The 25,701-nt window shown below is 48.2% G+C and carries 26 protein-coding genes and 3 pseudogenes; 4 read left to right on the top strand and 25 right to left on the bottom strand.

The genetic code is table 11. The features are described from left to right. The first annotated feature begins 271 nt into the window (after positions 1-271). The gene (locus D0C16_RS01370) at positions 272-1,903 is read left to right on the top strand and encodes a M12 family metallopeptidase (RefSeq protein ID WP_151030663.1); all 1,632 of its coding nucleotides are present in this window, start codon (positions 272-274) and stop codon (positions 1,901-1,903) included. Between the two features lie 446 nt (positions 1,904-2,349). Further along, entirely contained in the window at positions 2,350-2,835 is a 486-nt protein-coding gene (locus tag D0C16_RS01365; RefSeq protein WP_151030662.1) for a hypothetical protein, read from the top strand. Between the two features lie 86 nt (positions 2,836-2,921). Here the strand turns inward: D0C16_RS01365 and D0C16_RS24730 are convergent. The 5 genes and pseudogenes from D0C16_RS24730 to D0C16_RS23945 form a co-directional block, all read right to left on the bottom strand. After that, positions 2,922-4,463: pseudogene (locus D0C16_RS24730) on the bottom strand (malectin domain-containing carbohydrate-binding protein); the annotation flags it as partial. 258 nt (positions 4,464-4,721) lie between these two features. After that, positions 4,722-5,636 (bottom strand): annotated as a pseudogene (locus tag D0C16_RS24725) (endo-1,4-beta-xylanase); the annotation flags it as partial. A gap of 168 nt (positions 5,637-5,804) precedes the next feature. Then, positions 5,805-6,056 (bottom strand): annotated as a pseudogene (locus D0C16_RS24720) (cellulose binding domain-containing protein); the annotation flags it as partial. 416 nt (positions 6,057-6,472) lie between these two features. Next, positions 6,473-7,636: an AraC family transcriptional regulator gene (locus D0C16_RS01350; RefSeq protein WP_151030661.1), complete on the bottom strand. Its 1,164-nt coding sequence runs from the start codon at positions 7,634-7,636 to the stop codon at positions 6,473-6,475. A 112-nt stretch (positions 7,637-7,748) separates the two neighbouring features. Next, positions 7,749-7,919, bottom strand: coding sequence for a hypothetical protein (locus D0C16_RS23945; protein WP_191968626.1), 171 nt, complete (start codon positions 7,917-7,919; stop codon positions 7,749-7,751). Between D0C16_RS23945 and lafA the strand changes: the two genes are divergently transcribed. Together lafA and D0C16_RS01340 are read left to right on the top strand one after the other, a co-directional pair. After that, positions 7,918-8,805, top strand: coding sequence for a lateral flagellin LafA (gene lafA / locus D0C16_RS01345; protein WP_151030660.1), 888 nt, complete (start codon positions 7,918-7,920; stop codon positions 8,803-8,805). The genes D0C16_RS23945 and lafA overlap by 2 nt on opposite strands. 326 nt (positions 8,806-9,131) lie before the next feature. After that, positions 9,132-10,025: a winged helix-turn-helix domain-containing protein gene (locus D0C16_RS01340; RefSeq protein ID WP_225318866.1), complete on the top strand. Its 894-nt coding sequence runs from the start codon at positions 9,132-9,134 to the stop codon at positions 10,023-10,025. Positions 10,026-10,097: 72 nt separating this feature from the next. Here D0C16_RS01340 and D0C16_RS01335 read toward each other — a convergent pair whose 3' ends face one another. The 20 genes from D0C16_RS01335 to D0C16_RS01240 form a co-directional block, all read right to left on the bottom strand. Beyond that, positions 10,098-11,009 (bottom strand): OmpA family protein, encoded by a 912-nt coding sequence (locus tag D0C16_RS01335; RefSeq protein WP_151030659.1) that lies wholly within the window; start codon positions 11,007-11,009, stop codon positions 10,098-10,100. 65 nt (positions 11,010-11,074) lie between these two features. Further along, positions 11,075-11,854 carry a motility-associated protein gene (locus D0C16_RS01330; RefSeq protein ID WP_151030658.1) on the bottom strand — a complete coding sequence of 260 codons (780 nt, stop codon included), beginning with the start codon at positions 11,852-11,854 and terminating at the stop codon, positions 11,075-11,077. 51 nt (positions 11,855-11,905) lie between these two features. Further along, the gene (locus tag D0C16_RS01325) at positions 11,906-12,694 is read right to left on the bottom strand and encodes a FliA/WhiG family RNA polymerase sigma factor (RefSeq protein WP_225318865.1); all 789 of its coding nucleotides are present in this window, start codon (positions 12,692-12,694) and stop codon (positions 11,906-11,908) included. 11 nt (positions 12,695-12,705) lie between these two features. Next, positions 12,706-13,188, bottom strand: coding sequence for a flagellar basal body-associated FliL family protein (locus D0C16_RS01320; RefSeq protein WP_225318864.1), 483 nt, complete (start codon positions 13,186-13,188; stop codon positions 12,706-12,708). Between the two features lie 193 nt (positions 13,189-13,381). Then, complete coding sequence (locus D0C16_RS01315; protein WP_225318863.1) at positions 13,382-14,737, bottom strand: flagellar hook-length control protein FliK; 1,356 nt, start codon at positions 14,735-14,737, stop codon at positions 13,382-13,384. Next, entirely contained in the window at positions 14,737-15,063 is a 327-nt protein-coding gene (locus tag D0C16_RS01310; protein ID WP_151030657.1) for a hypothetical protein, read from the bottom strand. The genes D0C16_RS01315 and D0C16_RS01310 overlap by 1 nt, the downstream gene beginning before the upstream one ends. Further along, on the bottom strand, positions 15,047-15,448 hold the full coding sequence (gene fliS, locus D0C16_RS01305) for a flagellar export chaperone FliS (protein WP_151030656.1): 402 nt from the start codon (positions 15,446-15,448) through the stop codon (positions 15,047-15,049). Before fliS ends, D0C16_RS01310 begins: the two co-directional genes overlap by 17 nt. Before the next feature lie 53 nt (positions 15,449-15,501). Then, a complete protein-coding gene (gene fliD, locus D0C16_RS01300; RefSeq protein ID WP_151030655.1) occupies positions 15,502-16,827 on the bottom strand; it encodes a flagellar filament capping protein FliD in 1,326 nt (441 codons plus the stop codon). A 419-nt stretch (positions 16,828-17,246) separates the two neighbouring features. Further along, positions 17,247-17,621, bottom strand: a complete 375-nt coding sequence (locus D0C16_RS01295) for a PaaI family thioesterase (RefSeq protein WP_151030654.1) — start codon at positions 17,619-17,621, stop codon at positions 17,247-17,249. A gap of 138 nt (positions 17,622-17,759) precedes the next feature. After that, on the bottom strand, positions 17,760-18,062 hold the full coding sequence (locus tag D0C16_RS01290) for a hypothetical protein (protein ID WP_191968625.1): 303 nt from the start codon (positions 18,060-18,062) through the stop codon (positions 17,760-17,762). 36 nt (positions 18,063-18,098) lie between these two features. Then, positions 18,099-18,524 (bottom strand): bifunctional diaminohydroxyphosphoribosylaminopyrimidine deaminase/5-amino-6-(5-phosphoribosylamino)uracil reductase RibD, encoded by a 426-nt coding sequence (locus D0C16_RS01285; protein ID WP_151030653.1) that lies wholly within the window; start codon positions 18,522-18,524, stop codon positions 18,099-18,101. Positions 18,525-18,535: 11 nt separating this feature from the next. After that, positions 18,536-18,823, bottom strand: a complete 288-nt coding sequence (locus D0C16_RS01280; RefSeq protein WP_151030652.1) for a DUF1330 domain-containing protein — start codon at positions 18,821-18,823, stop codon at positions 18,536-18,538. A 21-nt stretch (positions 18,824-18,844) separates the two neighbouring features. Continuing rightward, on the bottom strand, positions 18,845-19,351 hold the full coding sequence (locus tag D0C16_RS01275) for a hypothetical protein (protein ID WP_151030651.1): 507 nt from the start codon (positions 19,349-19,351) through the stop codon (positions 18,845-18,847). Positions 19,352-19,551: 200 nt separating this feature from the next. Then, entirely contained in the window at positions 19,552-20,850 is a 1,299-nt protein-coding gene (locus D0C16_RS01270) for an MSMEG_0569 family flavin-dependent oxidoreductase (protein WP_225318862.1), read from the bottom strand. 53 nt (positions 20,851-20,903) lie between these two features. Continuing rightward, positions 20,904-21,191: an MSMEG_0570 family nitrogen starvation response protein gene (locus D0C16_RS01265; RefSeq protein ID WP_151030650.1), complete on the bottom strand. Its 288-nt coding sequence runs from the start codon at positions 21,189-21,191 to the stop codon at positions 20,904-20,906. Further along, positions 21,178-22,230, bottom strand: coding sequence for a sll0787 family AIR synthase-like protein (locus D0C16_RS01260; protein ID WP_225318861.1), 1,053 nt, complete (start codon positions 22,228-22,230; stop codon positions 21,178-21,180). The genes D0C16_RS01265 and D0C16_RS01260 overlap by 14 nt, the downstream gene beginning before the upstream one ends. Next, a complete protein-coding gene (locus tag D0C16_RS01255; protein ID WP_151030649.1) occupies positions 22,227-22,769 on the bottom strand; it encodes an MSMEG_0567/Sll0786 family nitrogen starvation N-acetyltransferase in 543 nt (180 codons plus the stop codon). The genes D0C16_RS01260 and D0C16_RS01255 overlap by 4 nt, the downstream gene beginning before the upstream one ends. Beyond that, the gene (locus tag D0C16_RS01250) at positions 22,744-23,868 is read right to left on the bottom strand and encodes an MSMEG_0568 family radical SAM protein (RefSeq protein ID WP_151030648.1); all 1,125 of its coding nucleotides are present in this window, start codon (positions 23,866-23,868) and stop codon (positions 22,744-22,746) included. Before D0C16_RS01250 ends, D0C16_RS01255 begins: the two co-directional genes overlap by 26 nt. Before the next feature lie 77 nt (positions 23,869-23,945). Next, positions 23,946-24,986, bottom strand: a complete 1,041-nt coding sequence (locus tag D0C16_RS01245) for a Nit6803 family nitrilase (RefSeq protein WP_151030647.1) — start codon at positions 24,984-24,986, stop codon at positions 23,946-23,948. Between the two features lie 81 nt (positions 24,987-25,067). After that, complete coding sequence (locus tag D0C16_RS01240; RefSeq protein WP_151030646.1) at positions 25,068-25,550, bottom strand: MSMEG_0572/Sll0783 family nitrogen starvation response protein; 483 nt, start codon at positions 25,548-25,550, stop codon at positions 25,068-25,070. Between the last annotated feature and the right edge of the window lie 151 nt (positions 25,551-25,701).

The raw sequence follows: 25,701 nt of genomic DNA, 5'->3' as shown, positions 1-25,701 counted from the left end.
GGGCGTTTTTTTGAGACGCGACTCACATTAGAAAAAAAATATAAAAGGAACGATTGCCGGAATAATTTACAAAAAAATTCACTATGTTTCACATCAATCATTTTAGACGTTTTCCTGATGACAACACTAAATGTCTGGCGACATTTTTGTCGAAAATTCAAACATAAAATCTCACTGCACCAGAATATTCCAGGCAAGCATTCTTCAGTATTTAAGCTTTACTCTGTTTGCCCGATTGCGGGTAAACATTTAAATACAAAGGAGATGCTATATGTTAATTAAACGCTTAATACTTTCTGCCAGTTTATGTGCGCTCTTGCCGCTGGGAACATACGCCACAGAAACGGTGAAAAAAAATTATGTCGGCCCCACTGGAACCGCCATTTTTAATGGAAAAACCATCACCTATGAAAACATCAATGGCCTTGCTATTTTTGAAGGTGACATAGTGCTGGGAACTGTCGCTAAATTACAAGCTGCTGCTGCGCAGAACGATGGCGCTGTGGATTCGGTGGTTGTGACAGGGACTAACGTGCGCTGGCCAAATCGAATTGTTCCTTACGAAATAGGTACTGGTTTTAGCGCAACTATGGTCACACGCATTAATGATGCAATACGTCATTGGGAAACCAATACCAGCATCAATTTGGTGTTAAGAACTGCTGCGAATGCAGCGCAATACCCCGACTATGTGCGCTTTCAATCCGGCACAGGTTGCTCTTCCTGGGTTGGCCGAGTCGGAGGCATGCAAGCGATTACGTTGGAATCCGGTTGTGTTTTGGGTTCTGTTATCCATGAAATTGGCCACGCCGTTGCCTTGTGGCATGAGCAGAGTCGCGAAGATCGCAATTCCTGGGTAAAAATAAATACCGCTAACATACAAGCAGGCAAGGAGCATAATTTTAATCAGCAAATTACCGATGGCGATGATCATGGCCCTTATGATTACGGCTCCATCATGCACTATGGTCGCACGGCGTTTTCTATCGATGGTATTTTGCCAACCATAGAGCCGATAAATCCTTCCACCGCTACCATTGGCCAACGCACTGCGTTAAGTAGTCGCGATATAGACACAGTGGAAAATATTTATGGAAAATCCCAAAATATTTTAATCAGCTCGGGTAAATGTCTGGATATTCATAGCGCCGACGCTATCAATAAAGTCAACGGCGGCCGCATTCAAACATGGGACTGTTTGAATGGCACCAACCAACAATGGATTTTGACTGCCGATGGTTACCTCGTAAACCAAAATGGACTGTGTCTGGATGTGCACACTCCTGACTACAACGCCAAAATCAACGGGGGAAAAGTTCAGCAATGGGCTTGTAATGGCGCGATCAATCAGCGCTGGAGCATCAACCAAAATGGTCAGTTAAAAAGCGCTAATGGCCAGTGCCTCGATGTACACTCCCCCGATCTAAACAACAACGGTGCCAAGGTACAAATGTGGGTGTGCAATAGCACTGTACAACAAACCTGGAGCGTGCAAAGCCAAAATCAACGCATACAAAATTATTGGAAACGCGCTGAACATTTAAATATCGAATATGGTGCAATAAGTTCCAGTGCAATCCAAACCTATTGGCTAAGCGCGATCTGGCAATTTCAGGTTACCGGGGACGGCTATGTGCGCATTCGCAACCTGTGGAAACCGAATGAGTACTTAAATATTGAAACCGGGGTTATTCGTTCCAGCACCATCCAACCCTATTGGACCAGCGCCCACTGGAAACTGGTTGAATATCGCGATGGCACCAACCCTGAAACCATCGACGGCCAAACCTTCCGCATTCAAAACCGCTGGAAACCGGACCAATACCTGCACATTGAAAATGGTGTTATCCAATCTGGAACCATTTTACCTCAGTGGCATAGTGCGCTCTGGATAATTAATTAAACACAATCCGTTTAAAATAAGGCCCACTGGTTGGGCCTTTTTTTTCAGGCGGATCAGTGAAACCAAACAAGCCATTTATTTTTAGCTGATTTACCCGACAAATTTTTATGCGACAAAAAGTGTGATCAATTGCAAATCTTTTTACACCGATTGTGATTTGAAACATTATTTTTAAAAATCTTGGTAGAGTCTCCGAAAATATAAAAACACGCGATTCCTGACCCCACTCCAGCTACCCATGCCCCTCGACAGTTTCAGGTGTTGCCGCCATCTTTAGCGGCGCTACCGAACAGCATTTGCTCGTCATATCACCAATACATTATGCGGGCAAATATCCGTGGGGATACGCGGAAATCAACTTCACCGATGAACAAAATCAGATATTTTCATCTGATCACCAGGGATTGTTCTACGGGAATATCGTTAAAAAACATCAGGAAATTTTTATGAAATTAGTTAAGGTAGTAACCGGATTATTAATGGCAGCGAGCGTATTTTTTTCGGTAGCAAGCCAGGCACAAACAACAACCCCCGTATCTTGCACCTGGCAGTATGTGAGCAATGACAATGGCTATCCCTGGCAGAATGTTGTTTACGGATGCTTTGATGCAAGCAATACGCAAGTAGCCGCAAAGTATGTAACTTATGAATACGGTTATCCACGCTCATGCCAGGTACAACCCGCTTCCGGTTATAGCTGGTCAGGCTCTTGCGAGCAACCAGTGATCAGCAAAATCAACGCCTCTCCAGCCGCCTGTGGCCAAAAAGTTGTGCAGGCTTGCGCATCACAAATGAACAATCCAAACCTGGCAAACTATATGAATACCACCTGTCAACCTTGCGGCGGCATTGGCAATCGCACTCTCGATCAAAACAATGCGTCCTGCTCCAGCCAAGGCGGTTTAGTCACCGTTTATTGCAAGAGTTTGTAATTAGCAAGTTGATAGCTAGAAATAAAAAAGTCCGGCAGCCGCCGGACTTTTTGGGGGTTTTAACTCACCTTCCGTGGCAGCAGTTTTTAATTCAATGTCGGCGTAGTCCAATCCACCCAATCGCTGAAATTTGCAGTTGCATTGGAACGCGCGTTCAGGCCGCCGGTGGTTGCTGATTCCTTTTTGAGGAAGCGGCGGATGTTGGCTTGTAGTGGCGCTTTGAATTCAGGGCGAATTGCGCAGTGGTTGCCATCAGCGATATTGGATAAATACGTAATGGAACTGGTTGCACCCAACGCTTTGTAAATTTCTGCACCCGCTAAGGCCGCAGCGTGCGCCGATTTTGGCCCCAGGTTGGCGATGTGCGGGTTGTCCATAATGTACAGACCGCGCGGTGCAACCAGGCCAATGATTTGGTGCGTGTCTACCGGCAGTCGTTTGGTGTCAGCGGTGTAGTTGCTGAACGCATCACCTAACCAATAGGTTTCACCATAGGCACTGCTTGGGCTTTGCGCACCTTCACCGGGGATGCCGCGCCAGATAGGTACGCCACCGCTGCCGGATTCAATCGGCATGGTTAAGGCGATACGTTGATCCAGCGCGCCAATCGCAAAGGCACCCTTCCCGAAACGTGAACAACCTGTGACCCCGATGGCATCTGCTTTCAGCACAGTGCCAGATTGCTCCAACACGTCGATGATACGGCTTACACCCCAACCCCAAGCGGCCAACAAGCCAGTCGTGCTTCTGTTGCCGTAAATGGTATAGAAGGCACCGGTTTTATTGGTACGGCTGCCAGACTCTGCGCCAACCGCATAAGGATCGTATGTGATTACTGCCACACCTTCCGCTTTGATGGTAGCTGTGTCAGCACCAAAGCCGCCCAGCACAACTACCGCAGGCACTGGGCCGCTTACGTTAGTTGGCATTTCCACCTTGGCAGAGAAGCTGGCGGTTTTACCCTGATGGGACACATTCACAGTAATTTGCGTGTTGCTCACAGTACCTGTGACTGAATCAGGCTTGCCCGGTTTGGTGCCGTAAATTGAGGCTTCGATTTGCTTCAGGGTTTCCTGACGCTGGCAGCGCCAATCGGATTTGCTGCTGATGCGGGTGCCGTTGTATTTCTTGAACGGATCAGGAAGTTTGGCATTGCTGGCCGCCGCTGGTGCAGTGCCCAGCACACAATCCGCGCCTTCATTTTCTTTGCTGGCAGTGCCCGGAGTTACCGGTGGAGTCTCCACCAATTTACCGCCGTTGGACGAGTAGATAGCGAAGCCCGCGATAGTGCCGTTATCCACCAAAGTCGCCAAATCAATATTCAATTTGCCGTCGGTGACTTGCACGTTGTTCACTGTGTAGCTGTAAGCCGCGTCAGCGCCGATCAGTGAATACAAATCCACTTGCGACAATTCCTGCTTGCCTTCTACTGACAAGTTAAATGAACGTTTGCCCACGGTAGTGTGGTAGATCTCCGCAAAATGCAGCTCCACAGAATAAGTGGCATTGGTCACAGGAACCTCATAACCGAAAGTACCGTAACGCTCGGTTTGGAACAGCGCTGGCTCTGCCACGTTGCTGATGTTATCGGTAGTGCTGTTAGCAGTGCCGCCCGTGCTGAAACGATCCGCCTGATACTGAACACCGTTGTAAGCCACTTGTGCGCCGCCCGCATTAATCGCCACCACCAGTTGTGACTGGTTGGAGATAATCGAACTGGAACTGGATGAGCGTACTGAGCTTGACGCCAAGCTGCTTGAGCTGGACGGTACAATCACCACTGATGATGAACTGGCCAGCACTGCAGAAGAACTGGATCGGGATGATGCAGGTACTGAACTCGGCGCAGAGCTACGTACGGAACTACTGGTTGGCATTTGGCTGGCCAAATAATTCATCAACCAGGTCATCGCCGGGCGAGGCGTGCCATTGTCCTGAATCAAGCCAGTGCCATCGCGCCAGGTTTTACCCACCACATAACCCCACAGGGTAATACCTTTTACCGAAGGATGGTTATAGAAGAGCGGGAACTGTTGCTGCATCACTTGCAGCTGCTCCTGATCGTTGGTTTTTTCGATGTCATATTCAGAGATATAAATCGGTAACCCCAGAGCCGCAATTTGATTCAACTTGCTGGTGGTTTCTGACAATGGGCGATCGGCCAAACCATGGGCCTGCATGCCCAAGGCATCCACTACGCCGGCATTAATCGCCGGAGTCGCCATGGCAATAAACTCATTGGTATTCCAGCTCAACACGTTGTAGTCATTAAGGATCAAGGTCGCATTGGGGCAGTATTTTCTCGCCAACTGGAAGGATTTGATAATCCAGTCATTGCCGAAGGCATTTTGGGCGAAAGTAGCCGGCGCGTGCCCCGGGGTCGCTTCGTTAACCACATCGATTAACGCTGTGTCCGGGTAGCGGGTGCAGTAATCGCGAATCCACTCTTCTATTTCCGCCGCTTGTTCCGCAGCACTCAGGTTGGTAATCCAACTCGGGAATTGGCTGCCCCACACAAAGGTATGCGCTTTCACCGGAATATTGTGCTGGCGCGCATAGGCGTAAACACGGTCAACTGGAGCCCAGTTATATACATCGCGCGTTGCTTCCACTGAACCCCACTTGCCTTCGTTTTCCGGCGTGATTTGGTTCCAGTAGTTAATAAAGTCGGAACGCACAGCACCCGAGGTGGTGATGTTGCCGACGAACTTACGGGTAGTTGGCGCCACTGACGAACGGCTGCTTGAACTTACCGGAGCTGAACTGGGTGTGACAGAGCTTGGCGCTACCGAGCTACGTGGCGCAGAGCTAGGTGCAATTGAACTAGGAGCTACTGAACTGCTAACGCTTGAAACCGGCGCAGAGCTCGGCGGAGTTGAAGATCTGACCGAAGACACAGGTGCAGCACCGCAGAGACTGCCGTTGATGGTGGGACGCTCAGCCGCACTGGCGCCTTTGGTGCCTTGGAATCCGAAGGTCACCGATTGACCCGGGGCTATGCCGCCGTTCCAGGAAACATTGGTGGCCGTGTAAGGATTTGCACCGGACAGATTCACGTTCCAGGAGCTGGTAATGCGATTGGTGGGGTAACTCCAATTCACACTCCAGTTGTTAACTTGGGCACCGCTATCATTTTTGATAGTGATATTGGCCACAAAACCATTGTTCCATTCGCTTTCCACCGTGTAAGTACAGGCCGCTGATGCGCCTTGCGCCGCCATGGCCATAAGGGTACCAGCGGTAATCAGACCGCGAGTTCGTTTTAGCGCCTGGGCGATGGGCCCTGGAAAAGTTTTTAGGTAATACATTAGCTATATCTCCGAATGGGAAACTATGGAGTGGCAGAAATTATTTCAGCCAAGGTTGTTGGCTTACCGCTGGAAAACACCTGTGAGTGTTTTAGCAACATAAAAATTATTTTTATTAATAAAACCTGTCCGCTTTCGCGGACCTGAGTGGAGAGACTCGGAAGATATAGAAATTGGAACGGAAAATTTTACAGTTTCCGCACAATCACTAGCAGGGTGCAAAAAATGACATTAATAGTGCGGAAAATATAATTGAAGTTTTACCAATGCGGGACGTTGCAATTCTTCGGCAATTTTATTTTTATATACGAATTCTATTGCAGCTAGTTTCATTCATCGACAGATTTTTCTTGGTAGAGCGTTTTAAAGGTTTTTGGGGTGCAGCCATACTCCTGCTTAAACAATTTATTGAAATATGGCACGTTGTTATAGCCCACCGCATAGGCGATTTCAGAGACGTTTGCACTGGAATTTTGGGTTAACAAGCGCGCCGCTTCCGTCAGGCGTAACTTATTGAGATATGCAACAAAGGTCAGCCCCAGCTCTTCCTTTAAAAGGTCATTCATTTTATTACGATTAATATTAAGCGCTGAACTGGCAGTTTCCAGACTTAAATCGTGGTTGGTATATTCATTCGCCATAAAGCGCAGGAGTGCGTCCTTTTCCTTGTCTTTTTGCGGCTCGATCAATAACTTCTTGTAAGCCATCAACGGTTGGTCATCCTTTACTCGTGCGCGTATATCCAATGTCAGTGCAGCGGTGTAGCGACGCAGTTGCCATACCAAAAACAAAACCCAAACACATACCGCCAACGCACTGGCGCCATAAATATAGCGCGGCTCAAAACCTTGCAATTGGATTTCGGTTATTTTTACGTTAGAGAGTGTGTTACTCGGGCTTTGCAACGAGTTAGCCCAAGCTAACCCCATCGTTTTATCCAACGCATAACCTTTTTCACTGTATTCAAACCCGTACTTGCTCAACCACCACTGGGGAGTTTCGAGATCGTCAAGTTCTATCGCAACTCTGGACCAGCTTTGGGTACAGGAAAATGCCGTTGAAGATACGCGCCGTGTTACTAAATTTTTTAAATCCGTCGCCTTGTCATCAAAACTAAACAAGACAAACAGCAGTACGTTTTTAGGGTCACACATTACCCTGAAGGTGACTGTGTGATAGCGAGTCAGATCCAACTGCAAACTGGATTGAACGGCATCGATAAAGGCCATCGAATAATGGATATAGGTAAAGCGCGGTTCGGGGTCCAGAAAAAAATCGTATTCAATGTTGCCGACTTCATTTTTAAGCAGTAATTGAGTTTTACCTTTGGGCTGTTCCGGTTCCAGTGCTGTTTTCCAGGTAACGCCCTGATCACGCGCCGGAAATAACGACATCTCCAACTGGGATTTTTTATAGCCGACATAAACCAGGAAGGCCGTAAAGATCGCCACCACAAAAGATCCAACGGCAAGATTGCGGTAAAACTTGATCATTGATGAAAAAACCAGGGTGGACGTTCTGAATTCTTTATTGTGATGAAGCATCTTGTTTACTTGTATACATATGACGTGATTTATTGTCAATTGAAACCCGTGCGGATCACAGTTAAGCCCCTCGCCCATCCCCTGCATTGGCCATTAGATGAAAACTTTTTAAATCCCATTTAAGTCCTGAGCCAAATCCGTCGCCTTTAAGTTTCAGCAGGCAAACAAAGCCAGCTTCAAACCCGGTTTTAACTGAACATTCATTGTTTACATAACGCAGGAATACTCTCATGGCTCTGTCAATCCATACCAACTACTCTTCACTGGTTACCCAAACTAACCTGACCAAAACCAACAGCGCGCTGTCTACCAACCAACAACGTTTAGGCACTGGCTTCCGCGTAAATACCGCAGCAGATGACGCCGCAGGCTTGCAAATCGCGGTGCGTTTGAACTCACAATCTCGCGGTATGGAAGTGGCAATTCGCAACACTGGCGACTCTATCTCCCTGTTGCAAACCGCAGAAGGCGCATTCAACGAAATGACCGACATTCTGCAACGTATGAAAGACCTGGCAACTCAAGGTGCGAACGGTACTAACAGCGCCGACGACCTGGACTCATTGCAATCTGAATACGATCAACTGGGTGAAGAACTCGCTAACATCATGGACAACACCAGCTTTGCCGGTGAAGCGCTGTTCAGCAAAGACAACAGCACCGGTAAATTCGCCGCTGCCGTAGATTTCCAAATCGGTGCTACCTCTGCTGAAACCATGACCCTGGACCTGACCGCTGCCGGTACTGATGCTATCCAAACCCTGACTGACGCATTGGATGGTATGTCTACCGTATACACCGCAGGTTCTGCCGCCACCGCTGGTACCGAAATCACTGGCGCTGCCAATGCAACTATCGACCTGGTAAAAGACGCGCTGGATGCGGTAGGCACCCTGCGTTCACAATTCGGTGCAACCATCAACCGTTTGAACCACACCGCGAACAACCTGGCCAACATGAAAGACAACACTGACATGTCTAAAGGCCGCATCATGGACGCTGACTTCGCGCTGGAAAGTGCACAAATGAGCAAAAATTCCATGCTGATGCAATCCGGCATCTCCATGTTGAAGCAAGCAGGTCAAATGCCAGGCATGGTGATGTCACTGCTCGGTTAATCCGACTAGAGCCGCCCTGCCAGCCCACTTTTCGGGGATTCTTCCGGAGCTTGTCTGGCAGGGCACAGGGATGGCAACAGACACTAGAAAACGCCTCAATAAACTTGGGGCGTTTTTGTTTTTGGAATACCAATCAACGATAAAGCACTTTTTGATGTATAAAAAGCCCCTCTTATCTCATTATTATCAAAAATTAACACGCCAGCTTGAGTAGAAACCCCCTAATTCGATGGCTTACGGCAGAAACGCAGCTATTATTGCCAACAGCAATTTGTTGGCGCCATCGATTTGGCACACAAACTAACTTCCTCTAACCGGCGATAACCATGGGTATGATGCAAATCGATAATGCAGCAAATGCACAAGCGGAACCTCGCGCCGCCAAATCGATGGAAAATCTCACCTGCCTGACCATTCGTACCGGCAAAGCAGATTGTGTTGCCCGCTTTTACCCATCGCTCTACCAGCTCACGCTGCTTAAAAACGGCACAGAAGAAAAAGTAGACTTGGGTTTTTCCGGAAGTCGTTTGTTGGAGCGCCTGGTACGCAACCCCGGAGAAGTGGTAGATAGAGACGAATTAATGAACCATGCCTGGTCTGGCCGCGTTGTTGGTCAGGGCAGTTTGAACCAGCAGATTTATACGCTGCGCCAGATTCTGGCCGATGAAAGCGAACGGGAAATTATCCAAACATTGCCGCGCCGCGGGTACTTGATCAACCCCAGCTTTGTCGATATATCTCTGGAGGCAACTCCTGTTATTGAGCCCGCTCTTGCAGCAACCATTGGCGCAACTGTGCCCACAAGGGTTGAAACTTCAACAATTTCACGGCAACCGGCAGTAAGCGAACCAGCAGCCACCAAAAACCGGCGCGTACCGCTTCTTGCAGGTATTTCAGCACTGCTGGTGTTGGGCACTGCAATTGCCTACCACCAACTCACAGCGCCCAAGCAACCCAATGTGACACCGAATACATTGCTCAGAATTACCTATGCCCCGCACCATCCCGACCAGCTGGCAAGCCTGATCCCTTACGGAAAAACCATCGAGCAGCACCTCAGCGCCAAAGTCAAAGCACCACTGCACCTGGTCGTCGGATTAGACGAATCCGAAGTGGATCTGGTCTGCCTGCGCGCGGACGGCAGTGCCCGTACATTACACATTCCCGAGAGCCGTTTCGCGCAACTTAGCGATCAGGATTTAGCTTCCTGCCTACCCTAAACGCAAAAAAAAAAGCCCCCTGTAAAGGAGGCAAAGCATTGAACCATTTCTTTCACGCGCCAGAACAAATCGCTACAGGGTTTGCGGTGGCTCTATCGTGGGAATAACCAACTCGGCTTTTTCGCTGGAATAATCCACCCGCGCTTGCTGCTCACCGAAAATTTCGCGATACAAACCTTCCGCCTTGGCGGTTAACATTAGAATTTCGATGCGGCGATTTGCGCCGTCTTCCGGTGCATCCGGCCGCAGCGGCATTACATCCGCCTGTGCAGCCACTTGCAGTACTGAGCCAGGCGCCAAACCGGAATCCACCATCACATTGCGCGCGCGCAGCGCGCGATCACCGGAGAGGTTCCAGTTGTTGTAGCCCTTAACGGTTTTGTAAGGCACGGAGTCGGTATGGCCGCTGATAATTAATTTATTGCCAACTTTTGCCAGCACACCCGCAAGGCGCTCTAACAGCGTCGCAAAATGCGGATTTAATTGCACACTGCCGCGTTCAAACATAAAACGTTGTTGATCATCTTTAATTAAAATACGCAGCCCCTGAGGCACCACTTGAACTTCCACATTGGCCTGCGCATCCAGTTCCAATGCCATCGCTTGCATTAAATCCGCCAACTCTTTTAATTCAGCGGGGCTACTGTATTTAACTGGTTCAACCTTGCCGGTTTCTTTTGTTGGTTCATGCGATTCCACTTTATTCGGTTGGGTTGGAGCCGCAGGCATTTCCAAAGGCGTTTTGCTATTGCCATCGAATACACCGGCACCACCATCCACCAACGGATTGGTAATTTGTTCGGCGGCTGCCGTCTGCTTGGGATTCTGTGGCGTAATTACCCAGAGCACCATAAACAATGCCATCATCGCCATGGTGAAATCAGCGAAGGCAACCTTCCAGGCGCCGCTGTGGCTTTCTTCGTGCCCACCCTTTTTGCGGCGCTTCACGATTACCTCAAAATCTTTTTCGTTGCGTCTTCTCATGGCACTCTTACTTTGCTAAAAATTTTACGTCAATTGCGTGCAAACTTTTTCAATGCGAAACATAATTACGCCGCATCGCGCTGGTCTTCGTATTGGTTGACCCAGGTTTCCAGCTGGCGGAACGCCGGTTTCACATCCTGCTCGATCAATTTGCGGCCAGCATCCACCGCAAGCAATGTCGGTTTGCCAGCAACGTGCGCGACCAAAGTTGTGCGCACACATTCCAATGCTGACAATTCGGTTTTTACCCGCTGGCTCATGGCATTACTCAGCGGTTCCATTACGCAGTAGCACACAAAAATTCCGAGGAAAGTTCCCACCAAAGCCGCGGCAACATGCGCGCCAATTTCGGCCACTGAACCGTCAATATTACCCATGGTGATAACAATACCCATAATTGCGGCGAGAATACCGAAGCCCGGCATAGACTCACCGATTTTGTGTAGCGAGCGCGAGGGTTGCATTAACGCGTGCTCCATAGCTTCCAATTCCTGCTCCAAAAAACCTTCCAATTCATGCGCACTGATTTTCCCCATCGCCATCAAGCGGAAATTGTCGGCGATAAACGCCATCAGGTTTGGTTCTTGTAGAATTAACGGATAGCGCGTGAACAAATCACTTTGGTCCGGATCTTCGATATGCGCATCGAGCGCTTTAAGGCCGCCGACATCCACCATTTCCAACAGCACTTCTTTAGGGTTGCCCACCACCAGGCTACCCAAACCGGCGCCCAAAATAATCAGGATTTCGGCAGGCTGCCACAGCATGGCGAGTTCACCGTGTGCGAGGCTATAACCACCCAACACACAGCCTACGATAATGATTGCACCTAATAATTTCTGCACGATAAATTCTCTTTAATTGTCCCGTTGTTTTTTAAGACCTTCGCCACACATCTATTTGGCTTCTTGCATAAAGCGGCTGGCTTTTTGAATTGCCTGCTTACTTAACTGGCACACACGCGCATCCGTTAAATCCAACACCAGGGCGATCTCTTTTAAACTCAACTCTTGTTGGTAATACAGCATCAGCACCAAACGCTCACGTTCATTCAAACTGGATAGCGCCTGAGCTAATAAACGCTCGGTAATTTCACGCTCCTCCAAACCCGATCCACCATCGGAAAATGTTTCCGGACCGTTTAACAATAGTTCATCCAGGCTTTCAATCGCTTCACAGGCATCTGCTTGTAAAAATTCCTGGTAATCTTTATCACTCAAGCCGGTATACTTCATCACTTCGGAGTCTTGTGGCACGCGGCCTAAACGACGACTCAGCTCACGAATTGCATCGCGAATTTTGTGCGTTTGCTGGCGCACCTGACGCGGGCGCCAATCTTGCCGGCGCAGCTCATCCAGGATTGCGCCGCGAATACGCAGCTTGGCAAACGCCGCAAAGTTTTCATCGGGCTGACCATATCGACGCAGGCTCTCCAATAATCCCATCAAGCCAATTTGCTCCATGTCATCGCGATCCATCACCTGATTGGCTTGCAGCGATAACTGGCGAACAATACGTTTTACCAGCGGCAAATATTGAATCAACAATTGCTGCTCTTGTGCCGGCGCAAGCGTGCAAGCCGCCGTTCCTGGAGCCAGGTTGGATGCGTAGCCGTAATCGCTTACGCCAGCGTTATCCACAACAGAGTTATTCATGGCAGTGCTATTCATTACCGAGGCATTCATAGCCGCAATCCTTATTGCACAACCAGTTTACTAACCAGCACATGCGCAAAGGGCTGGACAATTTGACGACTGGCAAAATCTGCCTGCACGACTTTTTCCAAACTGGATTGGAGCTCTGCAATCGGCATAGCGCGCAGCGTATTAAAATTCATCAACGACAAATGGGCGACTACGGAATTGCGTACCACAGGATCAATTTGTTTGAGTTTTTTGTTGTCCGTATCCTGCTCCGCTTGCAGTACCAGATCCAGCACGAAATAGTGTTCACGGCCCTCGCCTTGCAAACTGACAATCACTTTTTCAATTGGGAAAAAAGTGTACTCTTCAGCTTCACCCGATGTGGCCACTGACGATGAATTTTCCACGCTGCCATCAGCGGCAACAGGCACACTGGAAACTTGCGGGCGCGACAGCACCTGAAAGCTGATATAGGCCGAACCTGCCGCCACCAATGTGTTCACAACCAGCAAAGCTAAAATGATCCGTTGCATCATGATTGAGTGTTTCCCCTTACAGAATGACTCCAGCAAATACCGGAGCGAAAAAATAGAATTTACAAACCTTTCTCTACAAACCTTTCTCTACAAACCTTTCTCTACGAATCTTTTTCTACAAACCGTTTCTACAAACCCTTTTCGAAAAGCCTTCTTTAAAGATCGATTTTTTAAAAACCAATGTTTTACAAAATTAGACAGTTACCAGAATATCGCCGGGACGTTTGGTTTGCTCATCATTGCCGGCAAACGCTTGTTCATTTGCAAGAATAAGTTCGTCATTCACAAAGCGTTGGCGTTCGCGCGATTGCTGCTGGCCGGATTGCCCTTCCGCTGACGTTTGGATATTGACGTGGGTAAATTGCGGGCCAGATAATTCCTGACGCAGGCGATCACTGGTGTGCTGGATCAAGCGCGCCACATCCGCATGGCTAGCCGTAATTTGCACCTGCAGGCGGCCAGATTCGTGGCTGAGGTAAATTTCCAAACTGCCCAGTTCAGGTGGGTCCAGGCGAATGGTTGCGTTTTGTATTTTTTGCTGAATCTGCACCTGCACGTTATCGCGCAGCGCATGTAACAACTGTTCGCCCCATTTGGCTTCTGGTGCGTACAAACTTAATTGCGATTGCACACTGCGCTGTGCACTCTCAGAGCCATGTGTTGTTAAAGCTACCGGAGTAACGCCCGATGAAATGGCGTCACCCGTATTTGATTCGCTCATTGCTGCTACTGTCTGTTGCACTGCATTTTGCGCTGCGTTTATCGCTGATAAATTTATCGCTGCCGTACTATTCACTGTGCTATTCGCTGTACTATTCAATGCACTACTAGCTGCATTACTTACATCAGCTGTACGCAGATCGCCAGCAGACATACTATTAACGGTGGATTGATGGGAAGCTGCTTTAGCAGCAGCATCGAAAAACTTATCAGTTACGGGCGATTGATTCGTGCTATCCGCTTGAACCTGTTGCTGGATTATTGCCGAACCAAAAGTATTATTGGCAAGATTTACATGGGCAAATTTTTCCAGCGCAACCATTGAAATAGATTGCGATGCTTGCGCAGAAGCGGCTGTTTTAATTAACGCCTGATTTACCCCATTAACGTCTGCCACCACGGGTGTCACAATGGAAACAGGAGTAGCAAGGGTTGCAGCACTATCAGAGTCGCGCGCCTGCAATTGCAACTGCTGTTGATCCAGCATTGCCTGCAACCAGGCTTCGGCATTGGGCTGTTGCTGCTGTTCATCTGATTGATTAAAACCAGATTGATCAGAGGTTGGTGCGGCAACAACCTGCTCACCAGGGTTTTCCGTTGCCGTCAACTCAGCAGCAATGAGTTCGGCAGCAGATTCTGCACTGACCAAAGCATCACTTAATTGCCCGGGAAATAATTCCACTTGCTGTTCCGCGGCAACATTTTTTTTCTGCAAATCGTTAACACCAACATAAGTAGCAGAGCTGCTTGCTGCCGCAGGCGCAGCTGATTTTTCTTCGGTATTTGCACGCGTGGTGTTAGTGCTGGTTTGAAGCGCTGTTGACAACATTATTTTTCACCTTGCAATAAACCCGTGCGCAAATAAGCCGAGCGCGCTTCGGCATAGTCCACATGCGCCAACAATAATTGCCGCAGTTTTTCACAGGCTTCAGCATAAGCCGGCAACACACGGGCATAGAGTTGTTGCAGCTGTTGTTTGGCCGCTTGCAATTCCGGACTGAGTGTTTCCGCGGCCGATAATTCTTGCAAGCATTCGCGAATACGTTGGTCTATGCCACCCACACTGTCCCAATCCTGAGCCTTAAGCGCAGCCGCCATTTGTTCGCCCAGGGTGATCAGCTTCAGCTGCTGGTAACGATCAGGCGCGCTTGGCATTGACACCGTCCCACCCCTCGCGCACCACACTGAGCAATTGCACCACTTCATCCAAACCTTCAAGCGATAAACTCACACTGACATCGGACAGGCGATAAATGCAGTAGTCGTACAAACGTGATAACCCCTGCACTACTTCGCCGCCGTTGTCATAATCCAGCGCGCTGTTAAGGCCATTAATAATGTTCATGCATTTTTCCAATGAACGGCCCTTTTCCTGAAAGCGCTTTGCTTCAATATGACCGCGCGCGCGCGCCAATTCATCGAGCAAGCCATCAAACAGTACCAGCACCAATTCATAGGGTGATGCAGTAGCCGCTTTAGCTTCCAAATCAATGGAGCGATAGCTGTCATAACTTTCGTGGGCGAGATAAAGATCATTCATTAGATCCATTCCTGTTTTTAAATGAGAACTTGTGCGTGAACGCTATTCACTCGTTAAAACATTCCGAAGGTTTGTTCCATTGCCGACATGGTTTGCATCATGTTGGTGTACTGCTTTAAATAGCGGGTGTAATAGTTGTCGTATTGCTTCTGAATACCATCAAATTGATCATCCACGCGGCGCAACATAGTGTTCAGAGTTTCCTTGCGAGCCTTCATTAAATTGTTTGGACCCGTGGTATACACCGCGACATTTTTGTCGATGGTGTCGAGCAGTGCGTCCTTCGCGTTAAATAATTTATCCAGGCCTTCCGGGTTTGCGGCAATAGCTTTTTCAAAACGCGCCGTGTCAATCGTCAGCTTGCCGAAGCGATCAGCCACTATGCCCATTTCCATCAAAGTCACGCCGCCAAATTCGGTGCGCAATACTTTGTTCAACATACCTTCAATCGAGCGAATGCTGGAATCGCCAGCCAGCACACCACGCGATGCATTTTCACCACCACTCGCGGTCAAACTATCGAAGGTACTAAACAGACTGTTAATGGCATTTACAAAGCCCTGCACCTTGTCTTTGGTCGCTTTGTCATCGCGCCCCACTGTGACGGACAAGGGTGTTTCACCTACCGCGTGGGCTTTGGTAAAACTCATACTCACGCCATCAATAATGTTGTCGAATGTGTTGCTCGAATTGGTTAACAGCATTCCGGTTGCGCCGCCCAAACGCACCTTCGCATCTTTCGCCGCGCTCAGTTCGCGCGGCGCACCCACAGCGGTATCGAACGCACCGGCGGCAACACCGCTGGTAGATAAACTAATCGCATTACTTGCTCCGGTTTTTTCACTCGCGAGCACCAGCGACACATTGCCGTTGCTGCGCACCAGGGTGGCGTTAACACCGGTGTTGTCAGTTGCGGCGTTAATTGCTGCCGCTAATTCCGCCAGCGAATTACCTGCGGTGCCATCGGTGTCGATACTGCTTAAATCAATCGTGAAGCTGCCTGCGCCCTGGCCAATCACCAAATCGCCGCTGGTGGGAATATCTGCGTCCGTTAAACCTTCCAGTGCCACCTGATGAGCACCGGCCAGCTGCTCTACAAAAAATTGATAGTTGCCAGCGACCGCCGTTGTGCCTACTTTCGCGGTTGCAAAACCTTCACTGCTAAACGTAGCGGTATTGGTCAACACACTTTTATCCACGCCTTTCAGCCCTTTTACCGAGGTACTAAAGGTTTTTAGCGCGGTTTCCAGCGAACCCATCGCCGTCAATTGCGCCTTGTAGTTGGACTGGTTGCGATTCGCCTTGGTCAACGACGCCTGTACCTCGTAACTGGCCAGTTGGGTCGCCATCTGCTTGACGTAATCAGAATCTATAGCCATTGCAATTCTCCTCCCGAGGGGTTTAGCAACATGAATGCCAATCAGTAACTTGTTGTTTTAAAAGAATTTATCAATAAAACAGGGTGAAAAGGAACTTCCGCATAGACCAGCGGAAATGCCCTGCGGAGCCCCAGGGGGAAAAGCCCTTTCCGCATAGCCCATTCCCATAAGTGCGCGAGCCGATAAAAAATCGACCCAACCTCAGGGTAAAAAGGCGACGGGAATGGGGGCTTTTTTAAACCGGATAGAAAATTTGAGGGTGAAACAGAAAAAGCGGAAAAGCTGAAGGAGACTAAATTTGAAGGAGACTAAATTTGAAGGAGACTAAATTTGAAGGAGTCTAAATCTGAAGGAGTCTAAATCTGAAGGAGTCTAAATCTGAAGGAGACTAGCAAGAGAGTTGCGCCGGCCAAAGCCGGCTAAACAGACAACACATGACTGGTAGTCACGTCGGCAATTAATTTACCGGAGGCTTCAGTCACCGTAGTTTTAACCACTTTTACCGTGCGACCATTTTTCACGTAACTGGATTTTGCGATAAATATTCCGGTAGTGCTATTGCCCAACAAATTGGCGTTCAGGTTGATCGCCAGCGGAAAACCTTTCATGCCTTCGGCAAGCTCCAAATCACCAAGCACTAGAATAGAAGCTGTAACATCCGCAAACCACAAAGTAGCTCCCGCATTCACAACACCAAACGGATTCAATATACCCGGCTGCACCGGCATTTCGGCGATCACCTCTTCAGGCGACTTCTGTGTAATTGTAAATTTAATATGACCTTGTATTTCCATACTTACCACTTTTACTCAGGGACGAAAAAGCCCACCGCTAAACCAATCAAAATCGGTAATAAGATGAGCAGCATCATAAGAAGTGCTTCATTTTTAAAGAGTTTGTTAATGTTCATATCAGCATTAATCTAGACTAGGCTAAATCCCCTCCATTATCACAATATCCAACTCCGTCGGCTCAATCTTAATATTTTTCTTTCTATTTAATTTTTCCAGCATTTCTTTGGGTGCTTTTTTAGGGTAGTGGTACCAATTTTTATGGGGCGATAATTTCCAGCAGCTCAAGCACTGCGTATGTTCAAATTTTTCATAGCACTTTGGACATATGCCTCCAGTAGCAAATGTGTCCCAAACGTTCCCACACACATCAAGACAACGCCATAGGGGCAAACCCGGAGGAATCCACTTACATTCGGGGCAATAAATCTCCGCTTTTTGCATGAAAAATGCTCCCTCAAAATTGTTGTTAAATAAAAGTCAGGATTTCCCTAAATAGGGAATTAAAAACTCCGCAACAGCCGCTCCACACAGCCCAACCTGAACATCGATACCCGCTTGCTGCAGCATTTGAATACCCTTACCGCTATTTCTCGGGTCGGGATCTAATATCGCCACCACAACATTTTTAATACCAGAATTTGCCAGCATAGCAGCACAGGAGGGCGTTCTGCCTACGAATGAACAAGGCTCCAGAGTTACGTAGGCCGTTACATCATCCAGGTTGCCCTTAAAAGCGTTAAACGCTTCAACTTCGGCGTGGTTACCGCCAATTGCCTGGGTAAAACCTTCAGCAACAATAGCACCATTCTTAACCAGCACGCAGCCAACTGGAGGATTTGGGATGCAATGGGGAAGTGCATTTTTAGAAACTGCTAATGCACGCAGCATAAACTCTTGTTTCACGTGTTAGTCTCCTAAACACCTTCCACTATCACAACATCTAATTCCGCCCCGCCGATTCGGTAGGTTTTTGCATCCTGGTATTCTGCTGAATCCCAGCACGCCAATGCAGATTCATAGGAGGGAAATTCGATAATGGTATTGCGTGAACGGGTACTCCCCTCAACCACTTCATATTTACCTCCACGCGCCAGAAATTTTCCACCAAACTTTTCAACTGCCGCCGGAGTTCTGCTGGCGTATTCCTTGAACTTTTCCATATCGGTAACATCTGCACGTACAATCCAATAGCCCTTGCTCATAATACATTCCCGGTTTTTAATTTATTGAACCAACTTTAATTTTCTACTATTTTCCAAAATAGATAATGCTTCTTTAAATTGTTCCGAAGAGTTTCCACCAACGATACAGGCAATCCAAACCTCGGGCTGATACTGCCAGTAATATACACGTCTGATTGAAATACACCCATCAAATCGCTGTTCAAAATGCATATATTCCGCATCATTTCCTGCGACACAGTGCTTCCCATAACTACGGATGACTTCGTCTTCATTGCGTTGAAATTCAGAATCTATATCATAGCCTCCCTCGCGATAGAGCATTACAAACTCCACACAACCACTAAGAAGCGGAAGGCCTTTTTCATAACGAGGCAGTGCGGTAAATAGGGTTTTATGGGGGCTTTTAGCTGACGGTAGATCATCATATGACGATTGATGAGCGTCAGGATTAACAGGTGGACTTTTTCTATTCTTCCAATACCTGAAACTCCAATTATCAGGAAACTCGACTTTAATGCCGATGATTGGGTTTATGTATTGGGGCATGGTTATACCTTTTCTATATCAGACAGCCACTACCTTGACATAGATTGAACATCCTGTACGTTAAGGTGGCAGGCACCTCATATTAAGAGATTTAACATAAGGAAGAAATGCCGCAACACAATTTTTGTGCTGCGGCTGTTTATGAGAGGAAAACTATGACGCAGAGAATAGAAGTGAGAGTTAACGCATGCAGGAATTAATCAGATTGCACCAACCAAATTGTGGGTCACTGTCACCATGACTTCACTCAAATATTCCGCATCGCGCCCTACTTGATAGAAACGTCCGGAACCCCAGGTATGCATCCAGTTAAGGCCAATAAAATACAGTCCGTCCACGTCAGTCACGCCGCGATTTTGTTTCGGATGACCGTTGTCTTCAAACACCGGCAAGTTAATCCACTCAAATCGCATATTGAAACCAGTGGACCACACAACCGAATTAATACCTGAAGATTCAATTTCCAACTCGGTAACCAGTTCAGGCAAGTAGCTGCTACGAATGTTGTCATCCGCGGGGGCATTGATGTTGTTTCTTTGGATGTAATCCTCAATACCCTTTACGATTCGCTCAGCAACCTGGTCTGCGTAATCCAGGTTTTGTTTCAGGTCATCGTTAAAAAATAATCGTTTGCCATCAGTATCTTTTAATACACCGTATAATTTCATTCCCTGCTCGGCAAAAATACGCAGATTTAAATCGCGCCCACCATCACGGCCGGTTACGTAATGATTAGTAGAATGCACTGCATTTTTTCCATCCGGATGGGTTTCCAATGTGGTATTGTAGTAGCCCATATCATCCAGCCAATTCACCACATCGCGTCCGCGATAACGGCGATTTACACGCGGCGCGGGGCCAACACATAAATGCACTTTGCGTCCGGCGAGATGTAAATCTTCTGCGATTTGGCAACCGGATTGCCCAGTACCAACCACCATCACATCTCCTGAGGGGAGCTGATCCGGATTTTTATAAAAACTGGAATGCACATGGGCGATATGTGCCGGCATTTTTTTTGCCATCGCCGGTACACGCGGTTCGTGATAACTGCCGCAGGCGATGACCACTTGGTCAGCTGTGTAAATGGCATCCACAGTAACCAACGTAAACAGCTCACCGTTTTTGGTAAGAGATATTACCGGGCTATTAAAAATAATAGTCGGGCTAAAAAAGGCGCGATAGCCTTCCAGATATGCCACGATTTCATCCTTCACCATAAACCCATCTGGATCGTCTCCCTGGTAAGGATATCCCGGCAATTGGCATTGCCAGTTGGGAGTTACCAGGCAAAAGGTATCCCAACGCTGGTTGCGCCAGTTATCGGCGATTTGACTGGATTTTTCCAGAATAATATTGTCGATACCCTGCTGGGACAAACAGTAACTCATAGAAAGCCCGGCCTGACCCGCACCAATCACAATTGCGCTGTGATGTTGCCGACTTTTTGTCGCTGCCGATTTTCCGCTAGTAGATGATGGAGTTGCAGCCATGTTCATAATATTTCCCGTAAAGTAATTAACCAATGTAGGTATGGATATTGGACACTGCGTTAGCCGAGCTGCGTAACACGAACCTCACCCACAATTTCTTGTTCGCGCAAGAACTGTAGTTTGCGATTAATTTTTTCCAGCTCCGCACTGGCAGCGGTACAGTAATAACCAAATTTTTTATACACACGTTCTGATGCGGCGTTTAGTGCCGAGTGTATTCGCTGATCAAATTCAGCCTGACTGTATTTACCACCCGCCACCAAATGCTCATGCACAATGGTAGATGGAGAGTAGTAAGTAGCCTGGTCGCCATCGGGCCAAATGACTTTAAAATTAACGGATGGCATGGCCACCTCCCATTGCGGTGAGCGGTTGTTTTTTGATATCCCAAAACTCGGCAGTTGCCCCCAGATGATCGAGTTGAATTTTCCCATCGCCGGTAAAGCTTCCAATCGGCGCACAACTTAAATGGGAGTATTGAAAATAATGTAATAATGACGAAACCTTTTCGGGTTCTACGGCGAGTAAAAAGCCAAAACTTTGGAAAGCGCGCAGCCAGCGAAACAAATCACCTTCTGGCCGCGGGATCGCACTTAAATCCACAACAGCACCACAACCCGTCAACTCCAGCATCATGATCAGCGTACCGAGCAATCCACCATTGCTAATATCCTTTGCAGCAACGGCCAATTCCGCCTCTGCTAATTCCGCCGGTGAATTCCACTGTGCGCGAATTTGTTCCTGTGTCTTTCCCTGCACGCAGCCCCAATAGGGTAAATCGCCATGCCAGCTGCCGGTTAAGTCCGTTAACATAAATAACCGCTGACCGGCCTTAATGTGGTGACAAGACAATAATTTTTTTGCATAGCCAGTAATTGCAACCGCAAGGTTTGCGGAAAAGCCGGACTGAATACTACTGTGACCGCCTGCAAATGAAATCCCGAATACATCGCACGCGCGCTTCATATGTTTTAATAAGATCGCACTCGCGTCTTCATCGTTATGCCAGTAAGCATTTACTATGGCGGTTGGCCTGCCGCCCATCGCCGCTATATCGCTAATATTCACCATCACCGATGACCAACCCGCCGCGCGCGGATCAGTTCTTACAAACTCCGGCAACATGCCTTCCATGGCCAACAACTGAAATCCATCGCCAATTTTGAACGCCGCGCAATCATCGCCCGGCATCGCATAGCGCTGTTCAAGTGTTAAACCTGATTGGTCATCACAAAATTCTGCCGCTAATTTAATAGCAGCTTTTGCCTGAATCTCCGGCAGCATGCGCAGCTCATCGCACAGCAACTCCAATTCGCTTTGTTGGTGATGCATCCGGCTGCTACAGGCCGCTTTTTTAATTTCACTACTTATTGCAAGGCTATTCATGATATGTGCCGCCCCATAAACGGATAATGTTCTAACTCCGCCTGCATGCGCACATGGGGGCGCCCTGCAACTTCTACTACGCCCAACGTCTGCCAATGAACCGAACGAAAATAGGTTTCATTTTGCGGTTGCACATTGGCGAGAAAACGCGTGCAGCCCAAATCTTTCGCGCGCGATACCGCCTCATTAATTAATGCCTTGCCAATCGACTGATGACCGCGATAGGCACGCGCAACACACAAACGGCCACCAAACCAGAGATTGTGGATTTCATCATCGACCTGATAAATGCGCACGGCACCGACCACATCATCGGCAATCGCGCAATTAGCAGCGAGCGCAACAATTGCGATTGCCCGAAAATCTTGCCCATCCTGCTCATTGTCTTGCAGAATTTGTTGCTCCTGCGCAAACACTGATTTGCGCAAGGCAAAATAGCGCTGCTTTTCCCAGGAACTTTCGGCCAACTTGACTTGAATGTGGTGTGAGCGGAAATCGGTAAATTGTTGGTCATCAAATGCATACTGCAGCCGGGCCATGAGCCACCTCCTGTTCGTAACTTTTGAGTGATGAGCAGGCACCACATTTTGCGCAACCTGCTTTCAGTGAATCCGACTGAATCCCCGCGCGCACTAACGCAGGACCGAGTTGTTTAAATATACGGTCAAGCATATCTGCGCCGGGCATAGGGTGATGCTCGAGCGGCGTTCCAGCGACAGGCACAAAAGGAACCACAAAGGGATACACACCAAGCTCAATTAATTGCTTACTCATCGCTACAATTTCGTCTTCGGTGTCCCCCAGGCCCGCGAGGATATAAGTGCTTACATTGCCGCGCCCAAAAACAGCCACTGCGGCTTTAAATGCAGACATGTAACGACTGAGAGGAACACTCGCTTTACCGGGCATAATATTTTTCCGCACCCGGTCACTAACAGCTTCCAGATGCATACCGAGTGCATCCACGCCAGCATCTTTCAAACGCTGAAACCACACATCATCATCCGGCGGTTCGCATTGTGCTTGAATGGGAATATCAACCAGTGAACGCACAGCGCGCGCGGAATCCACCAACACAGCAGCACCGCGATCCAATGTTCTGGGTGTGCCGGTCGTCATAATCATTTGGGTTACGCCATCCAACTCAACTGCCGCACGTGCAACCTCTGCTAACTGTTGCGGCGTTTTGTGGGCGATGGTTTTTCCATTTTTTAACGATTCTTCAATCGCACAAAATTGACAAGAAGTATCGCGGTTACGGTAGCGTACACATTCTTGCAACACCGTTGTCGCCAACACATCCTTGCTGTGCAGTGTTGCAATTTTCCAATAGGGAATTCCATCCTCCGTTGTTAAATCGTAGAATTTTGGCCGCCCCGGCATAGCTGCTTTTGCAATCAATTTTTCGTTTTCAAAAATCAACACCTGCTCGTGGTTTGCATCGGCCTTAGCGCTAAATGGCGAATGCTGTATTTGCTCGTTAAACACCGGAATCATGCTGGTCTGGCTGACAAAGTTGAATGCTTTGTGATCCGTCGGACCAGCACCACCCGTCCGCGTCAAGCCAAGGCTGCCTTCATCCACCCAACGCAGCCCCTGGGTTTGGATTTTCGTTAACTGCTGACTGCTCAATGCCATGATCAGAAATCCCCCGATTACGAATAAACAGCGGCTGATAACCAACTGCCAATTACTTGCACTAATAATTCATTACATTAAAAGTTGCTTGCACTAAATGCATTTGCAGTAGAAAGGCACGTAGCAAGCGTTACGCCTGCAGCAACATCTTGCTGCTCATTTTTCTCTGTGGAAGTAACAGCTTGCGTTAGCGGACGCGTATGGCTTGCCGGATTTTTATTGACAAGCAAACTGAGCAATTCAGGGCGACTATAGTGCCCCACGGAATCCATCATGCGTTTACGTTTATTGATGAGATTAAAATCCAGTTCGGCGATGCAAGCGCCCTCGCCGGAATCACTACGTAACGGAGTCCCGAGTAATTTTCCTTCCGGAGACACAATTGCTGTAAAACAACCACCGCTAATTGCCGCGATAGGCCCACCGGTATCTTTTACGATTTGAGCTTGCTGTTCCGGCGTTAACCACCCGGTTGCATTTACTACAAAGCAACCGGATTCCAACGCATGGTGACGAATAGTAGCTTCAATTTGCTCGGCAAAAATTTCGCCGACCAACGAACCGGGAAACATACTTACATGAATTTGTTCGCGATCTGCCATTAACGCGTAGCGCGCGAGGGGATTGTAATGTTCCCAGCACGCGAGCGAACCAACACGGCCCACTGCTGTATCCACCGCGCACAAACCGGAACCGTCACCCTGCCCCCACACCATCCGCTCATGGAATGTCGGCGTAATTTTTCGGCGGTGCTGAACGAGCTGACCATCCGCATCAAATAATAATTGCGCGTTATAGATAGAGCCGCCGTCACGTTCATTAACACCCACCGAAACAACCATCTTCGCCGCTTTTGCGGCAGCGGCAATTTGTTGGGTATAGATGGATGGGACCTCTACGGATTCCTGCATCAATAATAGATGTTGTGAACCCATCGCACAGGGCGCCTGGATAAACGAAAAATACGGGTAGTAAGGCACCAGGGTTTCCGCGAACACGGCAAGCTCCACCCCTTGTTTGCCCAAATCTGCAATCCAATCGCAAATTTTATTTACAGTTCCGGCGCAAGAGTAAAGCACCGGGCTGCACTGAACGGCAGCAGCCACGACTTTGTTCATAGGAAACCCTGATTTGAGTTAAAAAATTAATGTCGAAAAAGGTTGGTCGATAAAAAAATTAGAAAAATTGTGTAATAAAAATCACGTCGTCCAGGTGTGGACAACAAATGCATTTTCACGGCGCATCAACAGTTGCAGATCCATTACGTCGAGTGGATTAATCGGGCGAATACCTTCTATCAATGCTTTTTCGGTTTGACCGTAAAGTGCCTGCAATGCAAATCGGCAGGCATATACCTCACCACCTTCCGCCATAAACGCTTTCAGTTGCGCGTTGTAAGCGAGGTGGCCGGGAAACGCTTCCGCGCCCAGAGTCGGGAAACCGCGCTGAACACCCAACAAAACACCTGGGCCGTAAAGCAATATTTTGGTCTCAAACCCTTTGCGTAAAATGCGCTTGGCTTGTAACAAGTTCACCAGACCAATCGAACCTTCAAAGGCCACGGTGTGAAAGGTCAAGAGCGCTTTTGCGCCGGGTTCAGCTTGTACATCCTCAAACACTTTTTCTTCGTAATCGACCAGAAAGTCACCGGTTTGGTAATGGGGGATATCCACGGCTGGCATAGCGGTTTCCTCGTAATTTGGGTTAGGTTGAGCGACTTTATTCAAGCCGTACTACCCCTATTGCGACATCCGTACCAGTTGCAGGTGAAGCGATATCAGGATTAGCAATTATTTTAAATATCTATTAAAAACAGAGCGTTAGCGCCACCCT

The sequence above is a fragment of the Cellvibrio sp. KY-GH-1 genome (assembly GCF_008806975.1).
Lineage (GTDB): Bacteria > Pseudomonadota > Gammaproteobacteria > Pseudomonadales > Cellvibrionaceae > Cellvibrio.
This window is presented reverse-complemented; position numbering and strand designations above follow the sequence as displayed.

What these genes read in the sequence shown, in the direction of transcription:
- D0C16_RS01370 (WP_151030663.1), top strand. Translation starts at nt 272, where the DNA reads ATGTTAATTAAACGCTTAATACTTTCTGCCAGTTTATGTGCGCTCTTG.
- D0C16_RS01365 (WP_151030662.1), top strand. Translation starts at nt 2,350, where the DNA reads ATGAAATTAGTTAAGGTAGTAACCGGATTATTAATGGCAGCGAGCGTA.
- D0C16_RS01350 (WP_151030661.1), bottom strand. Translation starts at nt 7,636, where the DNA reads ATGATCAAGTTTTACCGCAATCTTGCCGTTGGATCTTTTGTGGTGGCG.
- lafA (WP_151030660.1), top strand. Translation starts at nt 7,918, where the DNA reads ATGGCTCTGTCAATCCATACCAACTACTCTTCACTGGTTACCCAAACT.
- D0C16_RS23945 (WP_191968626.1), bottom strand. Translation starts at nt 7,919, where the DNA reads ATGAGAGTATTCCTGCGTTATGTAAACAATGAATGTTCAGTTAAAACC.
- D0C16_RS01340 (WP_225318866.1), top strand. Translation starts at nt 9,132, where the DNA reads ATGGGTATGATGCAAATCGATAATGCAGCAAATGCACAAGCGGAACCT.
- D0C16_RS01335 (WP_151030659.1), bottom strand. Translation starts at nt 11,009, where the DNA reads ATGAGAAGACGCAACGAAAAAGATTTTGAGGTAATCGTGAAGCGCCGC.
- D0C16_RS01325 (WP_225318865.1), bottom strand. Translation starts at nt 12,694, where the DNA reads ATGAATGCCTCGGTAATGAATAGCACTGCCATGAATAACTCTGTTGTG.
- D0C16_RS01320 (WP_225318864.1), bottom strand. Translation starts at nt 13,188, where the DNA reads ATGATGCAACGGATCATTTTAGCTTTGCTGGTTGTGAACACATTGGTG.
- D0C16_RS01315 (WP_225318863.1), bottom strand. Translation starts at nt 14,737, where the DNA reads ATGTTGTCAACAGCGCTTCAAACCAGCACTAACACCACGCGTGCAAAT.
- D0C16_RS01310 (WP_151030657.1), bottom strand. Translation starts at nt 15,063, where the DNA reads ATGCCAAGCGCGCCTGATCGTTACCAGCAGCTGAAGCTGATCACCCTG.
- fliS (WP_151030656.1), bottom strand. Translation starts at nt 15,448, where the DNA reads ATGAATGATCTTTATCTCGCCCACGAAAGTTATGACAGCTATCGCTCC.
- fliD (WP_151030655.1), bottom strand. Translation starts at nt 16,827, where the DNA reads ATGGCTATAGATTCTGATTACGTCAAGCAGATGGCGACCCAACTGGCC.
- D0C16_RS01295 (WP_151030654.1), bottom strand. Translation starts at nt 17,621, where the DNA reads ATGGAAATACAAGGTCATATTAAATTTACAATTACACAGAAGTCGCCT.
- D0C16_RS01290 (WP_191968625.1), bottom strand. Translation starts at nt 18,062, where the DNA reads ATGCAAAAAGCGGAGATTTATTGCCCCGAATGTAAGTGGATTCCTCCG.
- D0C16_RS01280 (WP_151030652.1), bottom strand. Translation starts at nt 18,823, where the DNA reads ATGAGCAAGGGCTATTGGATTGTACGTGCAGATGTTACCGATATGGAA.
- D0C16_RS01275 (WP_151030651.1), bottom strand. Translation starts at nt 19,351, where the DNA reads ATGCCCCAATACATAAACCCAATCATCGGCATTAAAGTCGAGTTTCCT.
- D0C16_RS01270 (WP_225318862.1), bottom strand. Translation starts at nt 20,850, where the DNA reads ATGAACATGGCTGCAACTCCATCATCTACTAGCGGAAAATCGGCAGCG.
- D0C16_RS01265 (WP_151030650.1), bottom strand. Translation starts at nt 21,191, where the DNA reads ATGCCATCCGTTAATTTTAAAGTCATTTGGCCCGATGGCGACCAGGCT.
- D0C16_RS01260 (WP_225318861.1), bottom strand. Translation starts at nt 22,230, where the DNA reads ATGAATAGCCTTGCAATAAGTAGTGAAATTAAAAAAGCGGCCTGTAGC.
- D0C16_RS01255 (WP_151030649.1), bottom strand. Translation starts at nt 22,769, where the DNA reads ATGGCCCGGCTGCAGTATGCATTTGATGACCAACAATTTACCGATTTC.
- D0C16_RS01250 (WP_151030648.1), bottom strand. Translation starts at nt 23,868, where the DNA reads ATGGCATTGAGCAGTCAGCAGTTAACGAAAATCCAAACCCAGGGGCTG.
- D0C16_RS01245 (WP_151030647.1), bottom strand. Translation starts at nt 24,986, where the DNA reads ATGAACAAAGTCGTGGCTGCTGCCGTTCAGTGCAGCCCGGTGCTTTAC.
- D0C16_RS01240 (WP_151030646.1), bottom strand. Translation starts at nt 25,550, where the DNA reads ATGCCAGCCGTGGATATCCCCCATTACCAAACCGGTGACTTTCTGGTC.